The following is a 21,852-nucleotide window of genomic DNA, read 5'->3' as shown; positions in this document are numbered from 1 at the left end:
CCGTCTAGATGTTTACACATCCATAATCAACAGGTAAGGTATAAACCACAAGCGCAATTTATTCATTATCATCCTGAAGGTTTCTCATGATCGAAATAAAACATCTAAAAACATTACAATCATTGAGTCATTGTGGTTCATTAGCGGCAGCAGCCAATCACCTGCATCAAACACAGTCCGCTTTATCCCATCAGTTCAGTGATCTTGAACATCGCCTTGGTTTTCGGCTGTTCATTCGTAAAAGTCAGCCACTTCGTTTCACCCCACAGGGTGAGATTTTATTACGGTTGGCAGAACAAGTTCTTCCTTTGGTCCAAAGTGCACTCTGCGAATGTAAAGAGCCAAGCCAAACAAATCTACGTATCGCCATTGAATGCCATAGTTGTATTCAATGGCTGACACCGGCACTCAAACATTTCCGCGAAGCCTGGCCACAGGTCAACGTGGATTTCAAATCTGGCGTCACTTTTGATCCACAGCCTGCACTACAGCAACGGGAACTGGATGTGGTTCTGACATCAGATATTCTCCCTGAAAGTCATCTACACTACACACCGCTATTTGATTATGAGGTCAAACTAGTTGTCGCTCCGGATCACCCGTTGGCAAATAAACTGCACATCCAGCCAAAAGATTTAATTGATGAGACATTGATGATCTACCCCGTTCAGCGTCAGCGATTCGATATCTGGCGGCGTTTTCTGCAACCAGCCGGCGTTATTCCTACGTTGAAAAATGTGGATAACACACTATTACTGATTCAAATGGTCGCTGCCCGCATGGGAATCGCGGCTCTGCCACATTGGGTTGTTGAATCATTCGAAAGGCAAGGGTTAGTGGTCACTAAAACACTGGGAGAAGGTCTATGGAGCAGGCTGTATGCTGCCGTCCGTGAAGGTGAACAACACCAGCCTGAGATTGACGCATTTATTCATTCTGCACGTCAGCACGCAATGGACAATCTGCCGTTCGTAAAAGGAATTTCAAAATTAAGCGTCGATGACCCCAGAGCAACACAACCAGAAAACTCCCTCCAATGGTAAATTTATCAACCATGCCGCCGGAACCAACATATTATTCATCATGGGTAATGAGGTTCCGGTATCCACGGCGGGAGAATCAATACCACCAGCCAGATCACAAATCAGCTATCAGCCTGAAAAGCGAGATATTCACCGTTCAGACTGAATAAAGCCGTTCACAATATTGCCGTGACAACCAATAAATTACAGGATATCAGTGCTCTTTCTCTACCAATAGAGCTTCCAATAAATCCAAATCATGCAGTAAGGCTTGAAGTGTCTCATTACTGATTTTTCTGGTTGCACGCAAATGATACAGCTCGCCGCGTTCTGCCCTTAATGCAGTCAGACGAAAACGACGTTCCAAATCTTCCACTAGCAGGTTATGTTCTATCTCATCCTGCCCCACAGTACGGCGACGCAAATAGCCAATTACTCTGGAAGCAACTTCAGTAATAACTTCAGCATCCAGTTGCTCTTCAGTACTGGCAGAAAGACGTTCCTCCATCTTATTCATACTGACAATAGCCACTTCCGCCATGGCTGCCCGCGCCATTCTTACTTCACTGATATCTGCCTCTTTATTGGAAGTTTGAATTCCCCGTAACAGGAATGGCAAAGACATAACCCCAATTAACAACGAGAACAGGATGACCCCGGCAGCAATAAAGATAAGCTGATAACGAGCCGGGAATGGCGTACCATCCGCCAGAAACAGAGGAACAGACAGCGCGCCAGCAAGTGTGATTGCACCGCGAACACCAGCAAAAGATGCCAGCCACAATTCACGGGTGGTATAAGCCGCGAAATGCAGCGGATTTTTTTTCATAAAAGTTTTGCTGATATTTTTCATCAGCCACAACCAACAGAAACGCAATAGTAGAAGCGCACCATAAATCACTGCAACGGCAGCAAATAACATCCAGGTTTCAACTGTTGGATCGAGTTCTGCCTGTACAACAGACGTTTCCCAGATCCCCGGTAATTGCAGGCCCAACATAATAAATACCAGACCATTAAACACAAATTCCAGCATTAACCAGACACTATCAGCACGTAAACGCATCGCCAACGGCGCATTACGAATAACCCCAGCTTTACTGATAGTCATGCCCGCAGCAACCGCAGCCAAGATACCGGAGACGCCGATATGTTCTGCAATCATGTAAGAAGCAAACGGCAACAGCAACATAAAAACAATTTGTGTTGCGGGATCGCCACCGCTCCAACGGTTCATCAAACGCAAAGATTTACTGTATAACCAAGTCACGGCAATGCCGGATAACAAACCACCAATAGCAACTTTGAAGAATTCGATAGTCACGCCGGTAACAGTAAATACCATCGTTCCCATTGCTATCGCTACCGCGAACTTTAAAGCTACCAGACCGGAAGCATCGTTCATTAACGCTTCCCCTTCCATCACACTCATCATGCGCTTAGGCATACGCCCTTTTCCAACAATGGATGACAAAGCCACTGCATCTGTTGGCGATAGCACAGCAGCAAGAGCAAAAGCGGCAATTAATGGAATGCCCGGCATCAGCCAGTAAATCAGATAACCAATACCAACAACAGTAACCAGAACCAGTACCAACATTAGTATGAAAATTTCTCTTCCATGCTGGAAAAACTCTCTGGTTGGCGTTTTCCAGCCATCAACGAATAACAGAGGAGGGATTAACAGAACAAGAAACAGTTCAGGATCGAAGGTAACATGCAAACCAAAATGTGGCCAAGCCAATAATGCCCCCATCGCAATTTGTATTAACGGCAGAGGTATGCGGAACGGAATCACCTTAGTCAGAATGCCAGAGACTGAAACCACCAAAATCAAGATCAAAATAGTAAAGAATATTTCCATGTTGCCCTTACAATTTACCTGAGAACCATTGGTATATAGATTGAGACTTTTTCTTTCCGTCAAAACAAAAACAGTGAGAATAGAATCTTAATACTAAAATAACTGAATCAATCGAAAAAGGTGGATACATGCCGAGCCGTATCCAAAAGAATTGCAGGAATATTGTAAACTAATCAGATAAATAGCGGTGAAATAATTGAAAATTTAAAAGTAATCGCAAGAAATGGTAAAGTGCGCAGGCACAGACGCCCCTTACGCACTTTTTAATCAATCAAATAGCCCAATCACCAGCATAAAATGCTACCAAAGCGATCGTAATCACCACTGTCCCCATATTCAATTTACGCCATTCACCGGAACAGATACGACCAACAACCAAAGAGCTGAAGCCCAGCATAATACCAGTAACAATATTGCAGGTCAGAACAATAAAGACTGCACAGAGCATACCGGACATTGCCCCAACAAAATCATTGAAATCCAGTTTCCTGATATTACTCAACATCAGCAGACCAACATACATCAGCGCCGGTGCAGTCGCGTATGCCGGTACAAGATATGAAAGTGGAGAAAAGAACAAAATCAACAGGAACAGGATACCGACAACTGTTGCGGTTAAACCTGTTTTACCACCTGCTGCGGTACCCGCGGCTGATTCAATATATACCGCAGCCGGAGAAGCACCGATAGCACCGGCAAAAATACTACTGACAGAATCGGCAGTCAGCGCTTTACTACCGTTAATAATCTGTCCACCTTTATCCAACAGATTCCCTTGCCCTGCTACCGCACGGATTGTACCGGTCGCATCAAATACGGCGGTCATTACCAACGCTAACACACTAGGTAATACAATCGGCTGTAAAGCCCCCATAATATCCATACTAAAAATCAGGGACAATCCATCATCACCCAGACTCGGTACTTTAAAGAACCCTTGATATCTCACCGTTGGATCAAAAATCAACCCAATAACAGAAATCACAACAATCACCAACAGCACACCGCCAGGAACTTTCAACTTTTCCAAGCCGAAAATAACAGCCAGCCCAAGCAAAGTCATCACCACAGGAAAAGAGGTGAACGCCCCCAGAGCAACAGGCAAACCTTCCAACGGGTTCTTAATGACCAGACCAACACCGTTTGACGCAATCAGTAACAAAAACAGTCCAATACCAATCCCTGCACCATGTGCAATACCCATAGGTATATTGCGTAAAATCCAGGAACGAATACCAGTAACAGAAATCACCGTAAACAAGCACCCCATCAGGAATACTGCACCAAGTGCAACCGGAATACTGATTTGCTGTCCTAAAACCAAACTAAAAGCGGTAAATGCAGTCAATGAAATTGCACAACCAATTGCCATCGGCAAGTTAGCCCAAAGGCCCATTAACAAAGAACCAAAACCGGCAACCAAACAAGTCGCAATAAAGACAGCCGTATGGGGAAACCCTGCCTGCCCTAACATCCCCGGTACAACGATGACTGAATAAACCATCGCCAAGAAAGTTGTGAGTCCTGCCAGCATTTCACGGCGTACCGTTGTTCCACGTTCAGTCAATTTGAAATACTTATCCAGTCTGCATTTAACTGGTGCCTGAGTGCCAGACATATTATTCCCCTGCATTATGTTCATGGTACTTCTTCCACTTCCTAATCAAACGAAAACGATTACCTCACTGAATAACAACTAATGAATATTGCACCAATCGGTTCAATAAATCATAAAAGCAATCGTTTGGCTTTTAGAATAGAAAACAGTGAGAGAATTTAAGGCGAAAGATTATCCAGTGATCATAGTGTCGAAATCAATAGCTAACGAGATTATTTAGAGTTCAATTTATTCACTCTTCGAAAAGAAATAAGATTTACTCGGGGCTGGCTGCTGCTCACAACCAGCTTCTATCGCTGTAACAATCTTCAGCCTTCAGCCATTATCACTCTGTGGATTAAACCGATCCATTGTCGAAACCAGAAATAATGCCGCAATGATGACAAGTAAAATAGGTAAACCTGATAGCACCACTGAACTCGCTACACCTGCAAGCAATGGGCCAAACAAACTCCCAATCCCCGGGAGCATAGATAACTCTATGCTCCCGGGGATTCGCACCCTTGCCGCCGCCCTGCAACTTGAAATCTATTGGGTATATATTATTACTTACAAAGATTCAATTATTCATATTCCAATATAACACCTAAAAAATTGTACGTTTTCTTAATTCATTTAATGATATTATAGTTTTATAAAATAAAATTTTAGATTGATACTCCAGAATGACAAACAACTAATACTGACTCAATAAATGAAGTCTAATAGACTCCCATTAACTTAACTCAAAGAGTTATATATTAAATGCTATTTGGATAAACCATTCAAAAATAAAAATTTAATTCCAAACTCTCAACAAAAATATTATACATTGAAATTATTGCTAATAAAAACAATATAAGAGCATTATAAAAATAATATAAAAACGTTACTATATAATAAAAAACAAAAATCACACTGAATTATATTTCAAAGAAAAATAATGAACTATATTAAATATCTGCAAAAATAAAAACAAATAAATCATATATTCTTGATGTTTATCAGCATAATTTTATCCCCCCTAAAATAAACATAATATTTATTTGCCCCAGTTGTTTTAAGATGTTATTTACTTTTTATAAATCTTGGACGATTTGTGCAATCGAATATCTTAATGTTATTAATGTTTTTCTTAAGAGGAAATTATGATGGAATTTCAACAAATTGGACAAATGAGCCTAAAAAATTCAGGCGGATTTGTTGCCAGAATTCTGTTTAGTTATATTGATTCTGATGGCGAAAAGTATTTAAGTAAACAAAGTGATGACATTACTCTTGGAGTAACAAAAACCATTGACCCAGGCGATCTTGGCGTTCCTGATGGCGCGACGGTTTATATGCATGTATTTGTAGTATGGGGTCGTGATAATGAAGCTCATCAAGTTTTTTCATACAAAAAAGGAAGCCAAGCGATTGCCAACTATATGATTAGTGGCACAACATTAAATAATGATCTCGGTTTGATCGATGTTACGCAGTAATACATATAGGCTCTGCTTATGCAGAGCCTTATAACACCCCCCATTCTCCTTGTCTAAAATAAAGCTTATCTATTTCATAGACATCCGTGGAAAAATTCATTTCAACAAATTTAATTATAAAACCCAAGAAATAAACCTTTAATTTATAGCAATTTTTATATAAATAATTTACTAATTTAAATATCTAAATTAAACATGATAATCACCAAATTTTTATCATCATTTTTCAACCAAAGCTAAATCCCTGCCAAAATTAATACTAAAATCAATCAAGGATTTTGCCTTAATAATAAGATCAATGAATTCTCAATCATATAATGTGAATAACTCATCTCGTTTATTCCTATTAATTTAAACTAAGGTTCACTGAAAAAATAGGTAAATATTTATCAGAACAGGATACAGAATTAAAAAACAAATAGACTCAATAGTGCGATCTAAATCCATATTTCACCACACGCTAGACCCAATAGATTTCAAGATGGATCGCGACGGCAAAGGAGCGAATCCCCGGGAACATAGATAACTCTGTGACCGGGGTGAGTGAGTGCAGCCAACAAAGAGGCAACTTGAAAGATAACGAGTATATATACATCCCCGACTATTCAGGAGATACTTGTTTTATACCCATTCGCCAGAAAGAGAAAAAACGTGTTCTCACTCGGATCAGGAGGATAAAAGGCCAGATTGACGCACAAAAAGCCTCGATCGAAGATGCAGTTTATCCGCACCGAACATACCTTCGCTGACAAACCGACTGACTTTATTAATCTGTATTCGCGAACACATGACATTGTTTATTCAAAAGGAAAGATTATGAAATCACGAGCCGCTGTTGCATTTGGACCAAGTCAACCCCTTGAAATCGTTGAAATCGATGTTGCCCCACCCCAAGCCGGTGAAGTACTGGTCAAAATCAGTCATACCGGTGTGTGCCACACGGATGCCTTCACCCTGTCAGGGGATGATCCGGAAGGCGTTTTTCCTACCGTACTCGGGCATGAAGGTGCAGGCGTAGTCGTTGAGGTTGGCGAAGGCGTCACCAGCGTTAAACCCGGAGATCACGTTATCCCTCTTTATACCGCGGAATGCGGAGAATGCCTGTTCTGTAAATCAGGAAAAACCAACCTGTGTGTGTCCGTACGGGCAACTCAAGGGAAAGGAGTCATGCCAGATGGCACAACCCGTTTTTCCTACAAAGGGCAGCCTATTTATCATTATATGGGATGCTCCACATTCAGCGAATATACAGTCGTAGCCGAAGTATCACTGGCAAAAATCAACCCAGAAGCAAACCATGAAGAAGTGTGCCTACTGGGCTGCGGTGTCACTACCGGCATTGGTGCCGTGCACAATACAGCTAAAGTGCAACCTAGTGACTCTGTCGCCGTCTTTGGACTCGGCGGCATTGGCCTTGCCGTGATCCAAGGCGCTCGTCAGGCAAAAGCGGGCAGAATCATTGCCATTGATACAAATCCAGCAAAATTTGAGCTGGCAACACAGTTCGGTGCAACCGACTGCCTGAACCCGAATGATTACGACAAACCTATTCAGCAGGTTATTATCGAAATGACGGAATGGGGTGTGGATCACACCTTTGAGTGTATTGGTAATGTCAATGTCATGCGTGCCGCGCTCGAAAGTGCACACCGTGGCTGGGGGCAATCAGTAATTATTGGTGTGGCCGGTGCAGGGCAAGAAATCTCAACCCGACCATTTCAACTAGTCACGGGCCGTTCATGGCGAGGCACCGCCTTTGGCGGTGTTAAAGGCCGCAGTCAGTTGCCTAAAATGGTGGAAGAAGCAATGAAAGGTGAAATTGAATTAAAACCCTTTGTTACTCACACCTTGCCGCTCGAACGCATCAATGAAGCATTCGATTTGATGCATGAGGGAAAATCCATTCGCACAGTCATCCATTACTAAACTGTTTTACAGGAGTTAAAAACCGTGCTGTAGCAGACGGTTTTTAACGTGAAATGAGTGAACCGGTAAGTTTTACAGAGGAAAAAGAATGGAGAGAATTGAACACCACGCTTGTTTTGGAGGATGGCAGGATGTTTATCAGCACGAATCGGCTGTACTTGGCTGTACCATGAATTTTGCTGTCTACCTTCCTCCTCAAGCTGAACATCAGAAATTACCGGTGCTGTACTGGCTCTCAGGCTTAACATGCAATGAGCAGAATTTCATCACTAAAGCCGGTGCTCAACGTTACGCTGCCGAACAGAGTATTATCCTTGTCGCCCCGGATACCAGCCCGCGCGGTGAAAAAATTGCGGATGATAACGCTTATGATTTGGGTCAGGGAGCCGGTTTTTACCTCAACGCGACACAGCAACCTTGGGCGACGCACTACCGCATGTACGATTATGTGGTGTCAGAGCTACCGGCCCTGATCGAAGCACATTTTCCGGCAACAACCGCTAGGACCATCAGTGGTCATTCTATGGGCGGCCACGGAGCACTGATGATAGCTCTACGTAATCCAGATCGTTACCGCAGTGCATCGGCCTTTTCACCGATCGTTGCGCCCTCTCAGGTTCCTTGGGGAGAAAAAGCTTTTCGCGCTTACTTGGGCGAAGATCGTGACACATGGAAAACCTATGATACAGTCGAGCTGCTAGCCAATAGCACTGAACCATTGCATGTGTTAATTGATATCGGTACCGATGACCCGTTTATTGAAGAACAGTTGCGCCCTGAACGACTAAAAGATATATGCGAAAGGACAGGACATCCCTACACACTAAACCTACGCACCGGCTATGACCATAGCTACTATTTCGTCGCCAGTTTTATCGGCGAACATATCGCGTATCATGCCAATACCCTAGTGGCTATCCAGTCAATTTAATACGAGTTCAGATAAAAAGCCTCTGCAAAAACAGAGGCTTATTCTCGTAAATTTACACTTTTACTCTTAGGTAAATCCTAAAAAGGAATATCATCATCAAAATCCATTGGCGGCTCATTGCTCTGTGGAGCAAAGGATTGAGCTGGACGAGAAGTAGCGCCGCCGCTGAACTGCTGAGCCTGTTGTGGTTGTGATTGTGGCTGCTGTGATTGTGGTTGCTGTGGCTGTCCCCAACTTCCCCCTTGTGGTTGCCCCTCCTGGAAATTACCACCAGCGCGGCCACCCAACATTTGCATGGTACCACCCATGTTTACCACAACTTCAGTGGTGTAACGATCCTGGCCGTTCTGATCCTGCCATTTGCGAGTTTGCAGGGAACCTTCAATATAAACCTGCGAGCCTTTACGCAGGTATTCACCCGCAACTTCTGCCAGTTTGCCGAATAAAACCACCCGGTGCCATTCAGTCTTCTCTTTCATCTCGCCGGTTTGTTTATCGCGCCAGCTTTCAGAAGTCGCCAGAGTAATGTTGGTAACTGCGCCGCCGTTTGGCATGTAGCGGACTTCAGGGTCCTGCCCCAGATTACCAATTAGAATAACTTTGTTTATGCCTCTGCTGGCCATTGGGAATACTCCTGATGAAATGAATTTCTACAATTATTAAGCAACGCAGTTTAACATGCGACGCTAAAAATGAAACGTGACCACTTTAAAGTGGACTTTGCGAAGCTTACCGTACTTTCATACTGTACTTATTACATTATTTCACTTAAATACTGTATATCTAATCAGTCAACTCTGTGTAATAATAACTCACTTATTATTATATACCCTATGGATTTCAAGATGCATCGCGGCGGCAAAGGAGTGAATCCCCGGGAGCATAGCAAACTCTGTGACCAGGGTGAGCGAGTGCAGCCAACAAAGAGGCAACTTGAAAGATGACGGGTATATGCACGTATGAATCATCCGGGAAATAGTTCATGGATAACATCGAAGTTCGGGGCGCACGCACCCATAATCTCAAAAATATCAATCTGATAATTCCCCGAGACAAGCTGATCGTTATCACGGGTTTGTCCGGCTCAGGTAAGTCTTCTCTAGCATTTGACACCCTTTATGCAGAAGGGCAGCGCCGTTATGTTGAATCGCTTTCAGCTTATGCGCGCCAGTTTCTGTCACTGATGGAGAAACCCGATGTTGATCATATTGAAGGATTATCCCCGGCCATTTCCATTGAGCAAAAATCCACTTCCCACAACCCACGTTCAACCGTGGGGACAATTACCGAAATCCATGATTATCTACGTTTGCTGTTTGCCCGAGTAGGTGAACCTCGCTGCCCTGATCACGATATTCCATTGACAGCTCAGACTGTTAGCCAAATGGTAGATAATGTATTAGCACTGCCAGAAGGTAATCGCTTGATGCTGCTGGCACCGATTGTAAAAGAGCGCAAAGGCGAACACACTAAATTACTGGATAATCTGGCAGCACAAGGTTACATCCGCGCGCGCATTGATGGCGAGGTCTGTGATTTATCCGATCCACCAAAACTGGAATTACAGAAGAAACACACCATTGAAGTGGTCATTGATCGTTTTAAAGTTCGCGCCGATCTGGCGCAACGTCTGGCGGAATCTTTTGAAACCGCTCTGGAGCTTTCAGGCGGTACAGCCATTGTCGCCGATATGGATGACGCTCAGGCTGAGGAACTGATTTTCTCCGCCAACTTTGCGTGTCCAACATGTGGCTACAGTATGAGTGAACTGGAACCTCGCTTGTTCTCTTTTAACAACCCAGCCGGTGCTTGCCCAACTTGTGATGGTTTAGGCATTCAGCAATTTTTCGATCCTGACAGAGTGATTCAGAATGGTGATATCTCTCTCGCCGGTGGTGCGATTCGTGGCTGGGATCGCCGTAATTTCTACTATTTCCAGATGCTATGTTCACTGGCAGAACATTATAAATTCGATATTGAAGCATCTTTCAACTCCCTGAGCAGCAGTATTCAGAAAGTGGTGTTGTACGGTTCTGGTAAACAATCTATCGAATTTAAATACATCAATGACCGTGGCGATACCACAGTACGCAACCATCCGTTCGAGGGTGTACTGCATAATATGGAACGCCGCTATAAAGAAACGGAATCCATTGCTGTTCGTGAAGAACTGGCAAAATATATTAGTAATCGCTCATGTATCTCCTGCCACGGAACCCGCTTGCGCAAAGAAGCACGTTACGTATTTATCGAGAATACAACCCTGCCGGAGATTTCAGATTTCAGTATCGGCCATGCGATGAACTTCTTCCAAAATCTCAAACTCAGCGGTCAACGTGCACAAATCGCTGAGAAAGTACTGAAAGAGATCCGCGACCGTCTGAAATTTCTGGTTAATGTTGGTCTGAATTATCTGACACTTTCCCGTTCTGCCGAAACGCTGTCCGGTGGTGAAGCTCAACGTATCCGCCTTGCCAGCCAAATTGGTGCCGGTCTGGTGGGAGTGATGTATGTACTTGATGAACCTTCTATCGGATTGCATCAGCGGGATAATGAACGCTTGCTGGAGACACTGATCCACTTGCGCAACTTGGGAAATACCGTGATTGTGGTTGAACATGATGAAGATGCAATCCGCGCTGCCGACCATATCATTGATATCGGCCCCGGTGCCGGTGTGCATGGTGGCGAAATCGTCGCAGAAGGCACAGTTAAAGATATCATGGTGAGTAAAGATTCACTGACAGGTAAGTTCCTGAGTGGTGAACGAGAAATTGCGATTCCAGAAAAGCGTATTCCGGCAGATCCGGAAAAGATACTGAAACTGATTGGTGCCAAAGGTAATAACCTGAAAAATGTGATGTTCAATCTGCCAGTCGGGTTATTCACTTGTATTACCGGGGTTTCTGGCTCCGGTAAATCGACGCTAATAAATGATACGCTATTCCCCATTGCACAACGTCAGTTAAATGGTGCGACCAATATCAACCCCGCTCCTTATGTTGATATTCAGGGGCTGGAACATTTCGATAAAGTGATTGATATTGACCAGAGTCCGATAGGCCGAACTCCCCGTTCTAACCCAGCAACTTACACCGGCGTATTCACGCCAGTCCGTGAATTATTTTCTGGCGTACCGGAATCCCGTACCCGTGGTTATACACTTGGACGATTCAGTTTTAACGTTAAAGGTGGACGCTGTGAAGCTTGTCAGGGTGATGGCGTGATTAAAGTAGAAATGCACTTCCTACCTGATATTTATGTACCTTGCGATCAATGTAAAGGTAAGCGTTATAACCGTGAAACATTGGAAATAAAATATAAAGGCAAGAATATCAATGAAGTGCTGAATATGACTATCGAAGAAGCTCGTGAATTCTTTGATGCTGTTCCGGCTTTGGCTCGTAAACTGCAAACATTAATGGATGTTGGTCTTTCCTACATTCGTCTGGGGCAATCAGCAACAACGTTATCAGGTGGTGAAGCTCAGCGAGTAAAACTAGCACGCGAGTTATCCAAACGCGGAACTGGACAGACATTATATATTCTTGATGAACCAACAACAGGTTTGCATTTTGCTGATATCCAGCAATTGCTGGCGGTTTTGCATCAGTTACGCGCTCAAGGAAATACTATTGTGGTTATTGAGCACAACCTTGATGTTATTAAAACCGCTGACTGGATCATTGATCTTGGTCCTGAAGGAGGTAGCGGCGGCGGCGAAATTCTGGTTTCTGGCACCCCAGAAGAGGTAGCCGAATGTGAAAAATCACATACCGCCCGTTTCCTGAAACCTATATTGCAGAAAAAAGTATAACGCGCAGGTAGGGGCTTAGTGAGGCCCCTCTATTTCCTGACAGCAACTTCACATATAGTTTTCCCAATAATGACAAGCAATTTTCGCCGCTAATTCAGCGTTATTGAGCACTAATTGAATATTAGAAGACCGGCTATTGCCGCCAGTCAACTCAGCCACTCTGGCTAACAAAAAAGGTGTACACTCTTTTCCACTAACTTCCTGCTCAATGGACTCACGCACCGCCTGCTCAATAGCAGCATTAATTTCCTCTTCTGGCATGGCGTACTGCTCAGGGATCGGATTAGCTATCACTAATCCCCCCTGCAATCCAGTACGCCATTTTATCGCCATGACTTGGGCTATCTGTTCTGGGGAATCTAAGCGAGCACTAACCGAAAATGGACTGGTACGACAGAAAAACGCCGGCAAAGAGTGAGTCTGATAACCAATGAGTGGCACACCATGAGTCTCAAGATATTCTGTTGTCAAACCAAGATCCAAAATGGATTTAGCCCCGGCACAAACTACCGCAACACGGGTTTTAGCCAATTCCTGCAAGTCGGCGGAAATATCAAAAGTATGTTCCGCTCCACGGTGCACACCACCAATGCCGCCAGTAGCAAAAATTTTAATGCCCGCCATTTCAGCGATAATCATGGTAGAAGCAACCGTAGTCGCACCGTTTTTTCCAGCAGCGATAACAAAGGGTAAATCACGGCGACTGACTTTCGTCACCTTATAACCTTCTCTACCTAAAAGTTCTATTTCCTCATGCGACAATCCCGCTTTCATCCGCCCATTGATGACAGCTATCGTTGCGGGAACAGCGCCATTCTCCCTGACTTTCTGTTCAACCTGTAAGGCAACCTCCACATTCTGCGGATAGGGCATCCCTTGAGCAATAATCGTGGATTCAAACGCTACGACAGGTTGATTATTCGCTAAAGCCTCAGTAACTTCTGAAGAAATATCCAGATATTCATTTCCAATAGCGTGATTTTTCATGATGGTAATTCCAAAAGTTTTTGAACACTGCCATTCGACAGATTTGGATTATTGGTAAATTCACAAGATAGCGTTAACGCAGAACATCCTTGAGCAAAGCGAACACTTTCGGCCAGCGTCATATCCTCCAGCCAACAGCTTACCAACCCGGCCATCATAGCGTCGCCGGCACCTGTTACATTGACAATCTTGATACTGATGGGACGTGACCAGCCGGCCACACCATTATTTTCGCTGAAATAGGCACCGTCCATACCCATGCTGAGCACTAATCGCTGCACGCCCTGATCATGAAACCACTGTGCTACACCAAGAACATCAGAAAGATGGGTTATTTTCATGCCACTAAGCGCCTCTGCCTCTAGGCGATTAGGCTTTAAAGTATGAATATAGGAAAGCCAATTTTTAATTTTAGGTGCTTTAAATGCAGATACCGGATCGACAAATACAGGGACTGTTCCGGCATTGGTAAACAGCCAGGTCAAGGCTTCTTCGGATAAATTGCAATCAATAGCCAGTACACCCGCATGCTGGATAAGATCACAATTATCCACCAACAACGATGGCGTCAGTTTTTCCAGAATATGCATGTCGTTAATGGCAACTAACATCTCGCCATTGTCATCTAATAAAGAGATATAAGTTGAGGTATTCTCACCATGAAGCTTATAGCAATGATCGATGTTGACACCTGCACGTTTGGCTAAATCCAATAAAGTACTACCATAGAAATCATTACCAACCACAGAAATAAGATGACATTCTTTACCTAACAACGCGATATTTTGGGCAATATTTCTCCCTACACCACCAGGTGCACACTTTACTTTTCCTGGGTTAGAATCTGCATAAATTAATTTAGAAGAGGCATAACCACAGACATCCATATTAATAGAACCAACAGCCACCACATAATTGTGATCAGATAAAATATAACCTTTCCCCTTTATATACCCTTTATTCATTAAATTCATAATGTGACCCGCGACACCAGAGCGGCTTATCCCTAAAATATTGGCAATTTCCTGCTGTGGGATCAACGGATCTTGTCTCAGAAGATACAATATTTGCTTTTCCCGGTTCGTCATTTTTAGGCACTTGTTTGTTTCTAAACATACGTTTGTTTTATGCGTGAAACGCAAAACAGTAAAGAAGGATTTTTTACTTTATAACGAAGTTGAGAGAATGATCGTAAGAATGCTTTGCTGAATTTTCAGTCCTATTTTATGTGATAACCATCAAGTTAAATTCTGCTAGAAAACATTTATTCCAGCACTTTGATAATAAATCTGTATTTTATGTTTAAAATAAACCTGATAAAACAAAGGAATAGGAAAATTCTTATCGAATACTAACAAGTGTTTGGCTATGCTTTGAAATAGTCATAAGTATTTTTACCGGATGAAACATATTTCATAAAAAAGTGATCTATTTCACAATAAATAGGGATAGTCGGAGCATTATCAAATAGTATATTATTAGATAAGAAAGTTATCCTATGACCATAATAATCAAAAATTATCGTTTAACTAGGTAATTAAATTCAATAAAATAACTATGAAAGTATATTGTCATTACCATTAAGAGTGGTACATAAAAGAACTGAATTCTATGATATATAGAACTCAATACTTATTATCTACCTAATTTTTCTGCAATTCATGTTAGCAAGGTTTAAGTAAGAATAAATAATTACCATTAATCTCGGTAGTCAAAATATATTTGATACCAATATTTATCTATTTAAATTTTATTTTTAAAATATGACTAAAGTATCGGAACCCATTATTTTTTTACATCGAATCCACCATTATTAATATTATCTTGAATAGGAAGCCCTAATTTCTCTATTACTGAACCATCATCTCCCAGATCTCCAGAATACTCTTCACCAATAAACTCTTCCGATTTTCTGTCAAACCACACAATGTTTAACTTTAACCCCATAACTCACCTCATAAAAATTTTTTAATGTTACGCTTTCTCCCTCCACTTTATTTAAGATTAGTGATACTAGTTAATAGTTTAATTAATAATTGCAGGGTGAAAAAACACAGAGAAAAAATATTATAATTCAATTGATTGAAGTTAAAATTAAGCACACCATACACGGTACGCTTCTAAAGAGGGTATACTACTATTTTACAAAACTGCCGCTCACAATCGTCAACAGCAGCTCATTTACATTAAAATTTATTACTTATTTACCGCCGCAAATGTTTCAGTAATACGTGCAACATTACGGTGATTAACACCCGCCATACAAACCCGGCCATTACCAACCAGATAAACAGCAAACTCTTGGCGCAAACGATCCGCCTGTTTCTGACTAAAACCGGTATAGCTGAACATCCCGCGCTGTTTTAGAAAATACTCAAAGTTTTTCTCTGGTAATGTGGTTTTCAAGGTATCCACCAGCACTGTGCGCATTTCCAAAATACGCAAGCGCATACGCTCAACTTCTTCCAACCACTGCGCTTTCAATGCGGGATCAGTCAGCACCTTAGCGACAACCTGTGCACCAAAATTCGGCGGGCTAGAGTAGACACGACGTACACCCGCTTTCAGTTGCCCCAATACTTGCTCTTTAATCTGCTCACCATCACAAATGACAGATAAGCCACCGACGCGTTCACCATACATGGAGAATATCTTCGAAAAAGAATTACTTACCAGACAAGGCAATCCGGCTGTCGCCATAGCACGAATGGCATAAGCATCTTTTTCCATACCATCAGCAAGTCCCTGATAAGCAATATCAAGGAATGGCAGTAATTCTCTCTCTTTAACAATCTGAACAACCTGATCCCACTGATCATAGGTCAGGTCAGATCCTGTTGGATTATGGCAACAAGGGTGCATCACAATAATGCTTTTTGCTGGTAATTTCCCGAACGTTTCCAACATCTCACTGAATTTTACCCCTTTGGTCTGTGTATCAAAATAAGGGTAATAATTCACCTTAATACCAGCACCTGCAAAAATAGCAGCATGGTTTTCCCAGGTTGGATCACTGCACCATACTTCTGAATCAGGGAAGTAGCGACGCAAAAAATCAGCACCAATTTTAAGGGCGCCAGAACCGCCTAATGTTTGAATGGTTGCCACTTGCTGCTGTTTCAACACCGGATGATCTTTACCAAATAACAGTTCCTGAACCGCAAGACGATATGATGTCAATCCTTCCATCGGCAGATAAAGAGAGGCAGTCTGCGATAACGCTCTAAGTTGTTCTTCTGCGGTAGCTACCGACTGCAATTGCGGAGTCACACCCTGCTCATCGTAATAAAGCCCGATGCTCAGATTAATTTTTTCCGCACGAGGATCTTTTTTAAATTCTTCAGCCAGCGAAAGAATAGGATCACCGGCATAAGCATCAACATTCTGGAACATCAGGCTTTACTCCTTATTAGTGAGTTACTTAAGAACAATATAACCTACAACATCATTCGTCCAGGTACTCCATTACCACTCTGGAAGTGAGTTTGGTCACCAACTCATAAGTAATGATACCAGTGCATTCAGCAACCCGTTCCACTGGCAACACATCTCCCCAGAGGACCACTTCATCACCGACGTTATCTGTCGCATCTGGCCCCAAATCAACAGAGATCATATCCATCGAGACACGGCCAGCAATCGGCACTTCACGGCCATTAATATATATTGGTGTCCCTGAAGGAGCACTACGCGGATAACCATCACCATAACCGATAGCCACAACCCCCAGACGAGTATCACGTTCACTAACCCAAGTCCCGCCATAACCGACTGACTCGCCAGCTTTATGCTTACGAACAGCAATTAAGCTCGATTTTAAGGTCATCGCTGGGATCAGGTTAAAATCCATGGCCGTTTTATCAGACAATGGCGATACACCATACATCATCAGCCCAGGACGCACCCAATCCTGATGGGCTTCTGGCCACAACAGGATACCTCCCGATGCATCAATAGATTTTTCTCCCGGTTTGTCAGCACAGAAAGCTTGAAAACAGGCTATCTGTTGGCAAGTTGTGTCTGCCGTTGGTTCATCAGCCCTGCCAAAATGGCTAACAATATTAACGGGTTGCTGCACATTTTTACAACGACTCAGCCGTTCGTAGAAATCTTCTGCATCTTCCGGCCGTATGCCAAGGCGATGCATTCCACTGTCAAGTTTCATCCACACTTTTACCGGATGAGTTAACTCAGCCTGTTCCAGTGCCTCCAGTTGTTCAATGCTGTGAACCACAGTCTCAATCTGGTTGGCTACCAACACCGGCAGATCAACCGCACCAAAACATCCTTCTAATAATAGAATCGGTTTGACGACACCACCATTACGCAACGTCAATGCTTCACCAATTCGCGCTACACCGAAACAATCGGCATCTTCCAGCGTATGTGCTGTTTCTAGTAAACCATGGCCATAAGCGTTTGCTTTCACAACTGCAATCAGATTACTTTTAGGGGCAAGCTCCCTTACCCGTTGCAGGTTATGTCGCAGAGCGCGGCGGTTAATAACTGCGGTTGCCGCTTTCATTCTATTCCTTAATTTATTGATTCTTTGGTGGTTAGTACTTATTCGTCGTCATAACTGGGTCCGGCATAGTTATCAAACCGCGACCATTGACCATTAAACGTCAGGCGAACTGTACCAATTGGGCCGTTACGCTGCTTACCAAGAATGATTTCAGCCACACCTTTCATGTCGCTGTTCTCATGGTAAACCTCGTCACGGTAGATAAACATGATCAGATCAGCATCCTGCTCAATAGAACCGGATTCACGTAAATCGGAGTTAACTGGACGTTTATCCGCACGTTGTTCAAGGCTACGGTTGAGCTGAGAAAGTGCAACCACCGGCACCTGAAGCTCCTTAGCCAACGCCTTCAATGAACGGGAAATCTCTGCAATCTCCAAGGTACGGTTATCAGATAAGGACGGAACCCGCATCAATTGCAGGTAGTCGATCATGATGAGACTCAATCCACCATTTTCACGAAAAACACGCCGGGCGCGGGAACGGACTTCGGTAGGCGTCAGACCCGACGAGTCATCAATATACATATTGCGTTTTTCCAGCAGTATTCCCATCGTACTGGAGATCCGCGCCCAATCCTCATCATCAAGCTGGCCGGTGCGGATACGAGTCTGATCCACTCGAGAAAGAGATGCCAACATACGCATCATGATCTGGTTGCCAGGCATCTCAAGGCTGAAAATCAGAACCGGCTTATCCTGCATCATAGCTGCATTTTCACACAGGTTCATAGCGAAAGTGGTTTTACCCATAGAAGGACGAGCGGCCACAATAATCAGATCCGATTTCTGTAACCCCGCGGTTTTCTTATCCAGATCCTGATAACCGGTAGAAACACCGGTTACGCCATCATGAGGGCGCTGATAGAGTTGTTCAATTCGTTCGACGGTTTCCTCAAGGATACGCTCTATCCCTTTTGGCCCTTCATCTTTGCTGGCCCGGTTTTCTGCGATCTGGAATACTCGTGATTCAGCCAGATCCAATAATTCTTCGCTGCTCCTGCCCTGAGGATCATAACCGGCATCCGCAATTTCATTCGCAACGGCGATCATATCGCGGACAACAGCACGTTCACGGACAATATCTGCATAAGCGTTAATGTTAGCGGCACTTGGCGTATTTTTTGATAACTCGGCCAGATAAGCAAAACCACCTACATTACTTAGATCACCACTTTGCTCAAGAGATTCAGATAACGTAATCAGATCGATTGGATTACCCATCTCCAGCAATCGCTGCATTTCAGAAAAAATGCGCCGGTGTGGACGGCTGAAAAAATCATTGCTAGTAACACGTTCGGATACATTATCCCAGCGCTCGTTATCTAACATTAAACCGCCTAACACGGATTGCTCTGCTTCCAAAGAGTGTGGCGGAAGCTTCAGTCCTTCCATTTGGCGATCTTTAGGTTCGACCGCTTTGTTGTGAGTTGATTTTTTTCCCGCCATGAATCCCGCAATAATCTACTGATAAATCTGCAACAGGACACGAGTATACGCTATGAAGTGCCTTGAGTAATTACATATAGTTTGTAATTATTTCTGACACACTAAAGCCCGTTTACAATGAGCTCAACTGTTACGTACAAGCGTTCCACCAACATTTAAGAGGTTGAGTCATGGCAAGACATATCGAATTTTCTACAACTGGTGGCCCTGAAACCCTGAAATATTGTGAATTTACACCTGTAGATCCTGCTAATAATGAAGTACAAATAGAAAACAGAGCTATTGGAATCAACTACATCGACACTTATATTCGTAGTGGACTCTATCCACCAGCACAATTACCTAGCGGTCTGGGGACTGAAGCCGCAGGCGTCGTTACCAAAGTTGGTTCTGCGGTCACTACCCTAAAAGTCGGTGATCGCGTGGTTTATGCACAATCAACTTTGGGTGCTTACAGTGAAGTGCATAATGTCGCGGAAAATAAAGTCACTGTTCTGCCTGATACTATCTCCTTCGAGCAAGCTGCTGCTTCTTTTTTAAAAGGACTGACGGTTTATTATCTTCTACGCCGTACGTACAAAATTCAGCCAAGAGAAATCTTTTTATTTCATGCCGCTGCGGGTGGCGTTGGGCTAATTGCCTGCCAATGGGCAAAAACTTTAGGGGCAAAACTTATTGGGACAGTTGGCTCGGATGAGAAAGCACAACTCGCTAAAAATGCCGGGGCATGGCAGGTAATTAACTATAACCGTGAAAATATTGTCGAACGGGTTCATGAAATTACCCGTGGTGAGAAAGTCGGTGTAGTTTATGATTCGGTTGGTAAATCTACCTGGTTAGATTCACTGGATTGCTTGAAACGTCACGGATTGATGGTCAGCTTTGGCAATGCATCCGGGCCTGTTACTGGTGTTGATTTGGGGATTTTGAATCAAAAAGGTTCACTATTTGTTACCCGCCCTTCTATCGCCGGCTATATTTCAACGCGAGAAGAGTTGGATGAAGCAAGTAAAGAATTATTTGATCTGATTGCCAGCGGCAAAATTAATGTCGATGTACCAGAAAATCAGAAGTTCCCGCTAAGTGAAGCAACAAGGGCACATCAGATTCTGGAAAGTCGAGCAACACAAGGGTCAAGTTTACTAATCCCTTAACGGTAAGTTGAGCGGATTATTAACTAAGCCAGCAAGTCTAATATACTCGTTATCTTTCAAGTTGCCTTTTGTGGCTGCACTCACTCACCCCGGTCACATAGTTATCTATTTTCCCGGGGATTCGCTCCCTTGCCGTTGCGATGTATCTTGAAATCCATAGGAGATAGACAGAGCAATACCCCTATTGGTAGGACGTACCTCATGCAGATAAGTAACGATAAGATTGAGGCGCTGTTACCCCTTGACCAAGCATATTTAAAGGCAAAGGCTTATCGTATTTTTTAACATTACCAATACTAATTGCGACAGCCTTTTCTCTTCCCTCAAAATAACTATCAAAAAAATCCTTCGTTGTACCTGCAAATTTATGAGTCATTTCCCATACAACGGAAGGAGAGTTAGAAATGATCTCTTTAATTTCAAACTCACCGACAATCATTCCTATCGGCATAGTTGCATATATAACAACGGATTGAACTTGATTATTCTTAAAAGCAACTTTCCTAAATTCAAATTTCTTTGAGCCATCAAGTATTCTATCAACATATTCTGGCTTAATTGATAATAAAACTTTCATTCACTTCACTCAGTTTGATAATTTTATTAAATTGATCATTGGTTAATTTCATTACACCCCAATAATCACCATTATTTAAACCGACTTCGTTAATGAGTCTATCACGAATAATCCTTTTGGGTAAAGCCATATTATAAGTAAATCTTATTATGTATGGGTACTTTCTTATTCTATATTTTTCAATTAATTCATTTTCACTAAAGACACTAAATTTACTACAATAATCAATATAACTTCCTAGCGTTGAGAACTCATTAATACACCTGACTTCTTCAACAACGCAAAGTGAACTAATCACAGATCTATATCGTGCTGCCCCTTGTTTATCAGTCGTTCTATATATAACAATGATATCCCCTCTCTTCATATGAAGGACATCTTTCATTGCACATATAAATAAGGTTTCATAATAGTGCTACACCCATTCTTTGTCTTCCTGGTTTTTGCTGTGATGAAAACGATGCCAAAAAGGCATCAACATAATTAATCAACTGCCACATAAATTGACAGCTATGATTTC

17 protein-coding genes and 2 pseudogenes are annotated in these 21,852 nt (G+C 42.9%); 6 read left to right on the top strand and 13 right to left on the bottom strand.

From position 1 onward, the window contains the following. Positions 1-86: 86 nt before the first annotated feature. A complete protein-coding gene (gene metR / locus EAE89_RS18225) occupies positions 87-1,043 on the top strand; it encodes an HTH-type transcriptional regulator MetR (RefSeq protein ID WP_054479300.1) in 957 nt (318 codons plus the stop codon). Between the two features lie 193 nt (positions 1,044-1,236). Here metR and EAE89_RS18220 read toward each other — a convergent pair whose 3' ends face one another. The 3 genes from EAE89_RS18220 to EAE89_RS18210 all read right to left on the bottom strand — a co-directional run bounded on the left by EAE89_RS18220 (position 1,237) and on the right by EAE89_RS18210 (position 4,975). Further along, positions 1,237-2,886, bottom strand: a complete 1,650-nt coding sequence (locus tag EAE89_RS18220; protein ID WP_054479297.1) for a Na+/H+ antiporter — start codon at positions 2,884-2,886, stop codon at positions 1,237-1,239. Positions 2,887-3,157: 271 nt separating this feature from the next. Next, positions 3,158-4,504 (bottom strand): NCS2 family permease, encoded by a 1,347-nt coding sequence (locus tag EAE89_RS18215; RefSeq protein ID WP_214086366.1) that lies wholly within the window; start codon positions 4,502-4,504, stop codon positions 3,158-3,160. A gap of 315 nt (positions 4,505-4,819) precedes the next feature. After that, the gene (locus EAE89_RS18210; protein ID WP_244866599.1) at positions 4,820-4,975 is read right to left on the bottom strand and encodes a hypothetical protein; all 156 of its coding nucleotides are present in this window, start codon (positions 4,973-4,975) and stop codon (positions 4,820-4,822) included. Between the two features lie 659 nt (positions 4,976-5,634). On the opposite strand from EAE89_RS18210, the gene EAE89_RS18205 reads away from it, so the two are divergent. From EAE89_RS18205 to fghA, 3 genes are all read left to right on the top strand, one after another. After that, positions 5,635-5,967, top strand: a complete 333-nt coding sequence (locus EAE89_RS18205; RefSeq protein WP_054479294.1) for a hypothetical protein — start codon at positions 5,635-5,637, stop codon at positions 5,965-5,967. 816 nt (positions 5,968-6,783) lie between these two features. Next, a complete protein-coding gene (locus tag EAE89_RS18200) occupies positions 6,784-7,893 on the top strand; it encodes an S-(hydroxymethyl)glutathione dehydrogenase/class III alcohol dehydrogenase (RefSeq protein ID WP_054479292.1) in 1,110 nt (369 codons plus the stop codon). 88 nt (positions 7,894-7,981) lie between these two features. Next, on the top strand, positions 7,982-8,824 hold the full coding sequence (fghA, locus tag EAE89_RS18195) for an S-formylglutathione hydrolase (RefSeq protein WP_214086365.1): 843 nt from the start codon (positions 7,982-7,984) through the stop codon (positions 8,822-8,824). Positions 8,825-8,901: 77 nt separating this feature from the next. On the opposite strand, the gene EAE89_RS18190 is transcribed toward fghA, so the two are convergent. After that, positions 8,902-9,447: a single-stranded DNA-binding protein gene (locus tag EAE89_RS18190; RefSeq protein ID WP_054479287.1), complete on the bottom strand. Its 546-nt coding sequence runs from the start codon at positions 9,445-9,447 to the stop codon at positions 8,902-8,904. Between the two features lie 359 nt (positions 9,448-9,806). Here EAE89_RS18190 and uvrA point away from each other — a divergent pair, with 359 nt between their 5' ends. Beyond that, positions 9,807-12,641 carry an excinuclease ABC subunit UvrA gene (gene uvrA, locus EAE89_RS18185; protein WP_054479284.1) on the top strand — a complete coding sequence of 945 codons (2,835 nt, stop codon included), beginning with the start codon at positions 9,807-9,809 and terminating at the stop codon, positions 12,639-12,641. Between the two features lie 48 nt (positions 12,642-12,689). On the opposite strand, the gene EAE89_RS18180 is transcribed toward uvrA, so the two are convergent. The 6 genes and pseudogenes from EAE89_RS18180 to dnaB form a co-directional block, all read right to left on the bottom strand. Further along, positions 12,690-13,628, bottom strand: a complete 939-nt coding sequence (locus tag EAE89_RS18180) for a pseudouridine-5'-phosphate glycosidase (RefSeq protein ID WP_214086364.1) — start codon at positions 13,626-13,628, stop codon at positions 12,690-12,692. Beyond that, positions 13,625-14,716: a PfkB family carbohydrate kinase gene (locus EAE89_RS18175; protein ID WP_214086363.1), complete on the bottom strand. Its 1,092-nt coding sequence runs from the start codon at positions 14,714-14,716 to the stop codon at positions 13,625-13,627. Before EAE89_RS18175 ends, EAE89_RS18180 begins: the two co-directional genes overlap by 4 nt. Before the next feature lie 655 nt (positions 14,717-15,371). Continuing rightward, positions 15,372-15,575, bottom strand: a pseudogene (locus EAE89_RS18170) (colicin E3-like toxin immunity protein). A gap of 249 nt (positions 15,576-15,824) precedes the next feature. Beyond that, the gene (locus EAE89_RS18165; RefSeq protein WP_054479277.1) at positions 15,825-17,021 is read right to left on the bottom strand and encodes an amino acid aminotransferase; all 1,197 of its coding nucleotides are present in this window, start codon (positions 17,019-17,021) and stop codon (positions 15,825-15,827) included. Positions 17,022-17,073: 52 nt separating this feature from the next. Then, positions 17,074-18,153, bottom strand: a complete 1,080-nt coding sequence (gene alr / locus EAE89_RS18160; RefSeq protein ID WP_214086362.1) for an alanine racemase — start codon at positions 18,151-18,153, stop codon at positions 17,074-17,076. 38 nt (positions 18,154-18,191) lie between these two features. Beyond that, complete coding sequence (dnaB, locus tag EAE89_RS18155; RefSeq protein WP_054479273.1) at positions 18,192-19,601, bottom strand: replicative DNA helicase; 1,410 nt, start codon at positions 19,599-19,601, stop codon at positions 18,192-18,194. Positions 19,602-19,771: 170 nt separating this feature from the next. On the opposite strand from dnaB, the gene EAE89_RS18150 reads away from it, so the two are divergent. Beyond that, positions 19,772-20,755, top strand: a complete 984-nt coding sequence (locus EAE89_RS18150) for a quinone oxidoreductase (RefSeq protein WP_214086361.1) — start codon at positions 19,772-19,774, stop codon at positions 20,753-20,755. Between the two features lie 199 nt (positions 20,756-20,954). Here the strand turns inward: EAE89_RS18150 and EAE89_RS18145 are convergent, their stop codons facing one another. From EAE89_RS18145 to EAE89_RS18135, 3 genes and pseudogenes are all read right to left on the bottom strand, one after another. After that, positions 20,955-21,332 carry an ASCH domain-containing protein gene (locus EAE89_RS18145; protein ID WP_054479270.1) on the bottom strand — a complete coding sequence of 126 codons (378 nt, stop codon included), beginning with the start codon at positions 21,330-21,332 and terminating at the stop codon, positions 20,955-20,957. Next, complete coding sequence (locus tag EAE89_RS18140) at positions 21,310-21,699, bottom strand: hypothetical protein (RefSeq protein WP_214086360.1); 390 nt, start codon at positions 21,697-21,699, stop codon at positions 21,310-21,312. Before EAE89_RS18140 ends, EAE89_RS18145 begins: the two co-directional genes overlap by 23 nt. 37 nt (positions 21,700-21,736) lie before the next feature. Continuing rightward, positions 21,737-21,852 (bottom strand): annotated as a pseudogene (locus tag EAE89_RS18135) (IS630 family transposase); the annotation flags it as partial.

It is taken from the genome of Photorhabdus heterorhabditis, assembly GCF_018448905.1.
In the GTDB taxonomy this organism is placed as follows: domain Bacteria; phylum Pseudomonadota; class Gammaproteobacteria; order Enterobacterales; family Enterobacteriaceae; genus Photorhabdus; species Photorhabdus heterorhabditis.
Note: the sequence above shows the minus strand (reverse complement) of the source record. Positions and strands in the feature narration are given on the sequence as shown.

Coding starts and splice junctions, on each gene's coding strand:
- metR (WP_054479300.1), top strand. CDS start 87: ATGATCGAAATAAAACATCTAAAAACATTACAATCATTGAGTCATTGT.
- EAE89_RS18220 (WP_054479297.1), bottom strand. CDS start 2,886: ATGGAAATATTCTTTACTATTTTGATCTTGATTTTGGTGGTTTCAGTC.
- EAE89_RS18215 (WP_214086366.1), bottom strand. CDS start 4,504: ATGTCTGGCACTCAGGCACCAGTTAAATGCAGACTGGATAAGTATTTC.
- EAE89_RS18210 (WP_244866599.1), bottom strand. CDS start 4,975: ATGCTCCCGGGGATTGGGAGTTTGTTTGGCCCATTGCTTGCAGGTGTA.
- EAE89_RS18205 (WP_054479294.1), top strand. CDS start 5,635: ATGGAATTTCAACAAATTGGACAAATGAGCCTAAAAAATTCAGGCGGA.
- EAE89_RS18200 (WP_054479292.1), top strand. CDS start 6,784: ATGAAATCACGAGCCGCTGTTGCATTTGGACCAAGTCAACCCCTTGAA.
- fghA (WP_214086365.1), top strand. CDS start 7,982: ATGGAGAGAATTGAACACCACGCTTGTTTTGGAGGATGGCAGGATGTT.
- EAE89_RS18190 (WP_054479287.1), bottom strand. CDS start 9,447: ATGGCCAGCAGAGGCATAAACAAAGTTATTCTAATTGGTAATCTGGGG.
- uvrA (WP_054479284.1), top strand. CDS start 9,807: ATGGATAACATCGAAGTTCGGGGCGCACGCACCCATAATCTCAAAAAT.
- EAE89_RS18180 (WP_214086364.1), bottom strand. CDS start 13,628: ATGAAAAATCACGCTATTGGAAATGAATATCTGGATATTTCTTCAGAA.
- EAE89_RS18175 (WP_214086363.1), bottom strand. CDS start 14,716: ATGACGAACCGGGAAAAGCAAATATTGTATCTTCTGAGACAAGATCCG.
- EAE89_RS18165 (WP_054479277.1), bottom strand. CDS start 17,021: ATGTTCCAGAATGTTGATGCTTATGCCGGTGATCCTATTCTTTCGCTG.
- alr (WP_214086362.1), bottom strand. CDS start 18,153: ATGAAAGCGGCAACCGCAGTTATTAACCGCCGCGCTCTGCGACATAAC.
- dnaB (WP_054479273.1), bottom strand. CDS start 19,601: ATGGCGGGAAAAAAATCAACTCACAACAAAGCGGTCGAACCTAAAGAT.
- EAE89_RS18150 (WP_214086361.1), top strand. CDS start 19,772: ATGGCAAGACATATCGAATTTTCTACAACTGGTGGCCCTGAAACCCTG.
- EAE89_RS18145 (WP_054479270.1), bottom strand. CDS start 21,332: ATGAAAGTTTTATTATCAATTAAGCCAGAATATGTTGATAGAATACTT.
- EAE89_RS18140 (WP_214086360.1), bottom strand. CDS start 21,699: ATGAAGAGAGGGGATATCATTGTTATATATAGAACGACTGATAAACAA.